This is a genomic window from Ancylomarina sp. YFZ004 (genome assembly GCF_054254355.1).
In genome coordinates, this window is record NZ_JBTCHQ010000029.1 from 1 (window position 1) to 1,773 (window position 1,773).

The 1,773-nt window shown below is 36.5% G+C and carries 1 protein-coding gene; it reads right to left on the bottom strand.

The annotated features are described in order from the left end of the window. Positions 1-1,773, bottom strand: a 1,773-nt coding sequence (locus ACXR6G_RS20060; RefSeq protein WP_458363238.1) for a hypothetical protein, incomplete at both ends; no start/stop codon positions are given.

The following is a 1,773-nucleotide window of genomic DNA, read 5'->3' on the forward strand; positions in this document are numbered from 1 at the left end:
AAAGTCACTCCCCTCACATATTTGAGTATTCTGTGGTTGACCTGTGATCTTAAGTGTCGCATTTACATTTAGTTTTGCAGGATTACTTTCAGCTGGTAAACAAATACCGATTACTTCACATCTATACTCATAGCCATCAGAAGCTAAACCTACAGAACTTAATATCAAAGCATTCGTTTGTGCTGATACTGGAGAATTCCCCATGCTTACAAAGTCTGCACCAACTGCTGTTGTTTTCTCAAACCACTGATAAGTTAATCCTCCACTAGCTGCTACAGTAAAAATCACGGGTTCTGTTGCTACATCAGAAACACTAACATCGACTGGCTGTGTCGTAATTGAGACATTCTCATTTACTGTAAGCAATGCTTTATTAGATTCAACCGACTTACAAGTACCACCTCGTACAACAACATGATAATTGTTACCATTATTTGTTAAATCATTATTTACCAATAAACTTGCAGATTCTTCACCAGGCATTTCAACATCATTTTTATACCATTGATGCAACACTGGATTTTCTCCAGTTCCTATGACAGTGAATTTTGATACTGGTAATACATCCTGACAAACAATAATATCCTCTAACAGACTTACTGTTGCATCTTCCAGAACATTAACTGTGAATTCTTGAACATCCGTATTACAATTATCTGTTGAACTAAGAACACATCTATAGTATCCTGCATTGGCTGATGATAGAGCATCAAAATGTAGAAGCTCATCCGAGGATAAATTCGGTACTGTTATTGATCCTCCTAATCCATCAATCTTAGACCAATTGTATTCTAAATTAAGTCCCGAACCATTTACTTGTAAGTCTAAAGATTCGCCTTCACAAAGTGAACGTGTATCTGGGGACACAGCTACTAAACTAATAGCATCTAGAACAGTTATAGAAATTGATGATGTTTTAGATGTACAATAATCTTTTACAACAACTTTGTAGATGCCACTTTCAAGTGGCGATACATTTGTTTTATTATATGTCTCATTTGAACCTATTGAATTCCCATCCTGCGTCCAAGTGTATGTAACAGGTAGAACTGGTCCACTTGTTGGTATTGCACTTAAGTTAATTTCAGCACCGATACAAAGAGGACTAGCATTTGCTAAATCTGGTAATACTAAATCGGGATGACGAGAAATATCAAAGTTTTTTGTTAGACTTGGACAAAGAGCATTTGTTACACTTATAGAATAAGTGCCATCAAGTGCGGCAGCATCTAAGTTCAAACTTGAACCTGTGCCTAATCCAGTTGTTTCTCTTTTCCACTCGTAAGATAAAGGTTCTGTTCCTGCAGTTACATTAACATTAAAACTCTTACCTGCTCCTATACATAAAGTCTCATCTGAAATATCAGCAAAAAGAACTTTCTGATAAACTTTTACTTGAGCAACATTTGAATACTCAGTTCCATTGATTAAAGCTCTAAACTTCCAACCATCCATACTATATGTAGATGGATCGATTGTCAACACATTTGATACATCTCCTGGTGTAAATGCTGCCATTGATATAGCAGTATGTGAACTGATGGCTTGATAACCTGAACCATCATCATATTCCCATGTACAGGTGCTTACGATATCCTTAAACTTGACTTCAAAATCAAAGTCACTTCCCTCACATATTTGAGTATTCTGTGGTTGACCGGTGATCTTAAGCGTTGCTTCAATCTTTAAAGTAACCGTATTAGATGTTGCTTCAACACAATCACCTGAAACAACACAATGATAGGTGTTACCATCATCTCCTAGTCCTGGTGC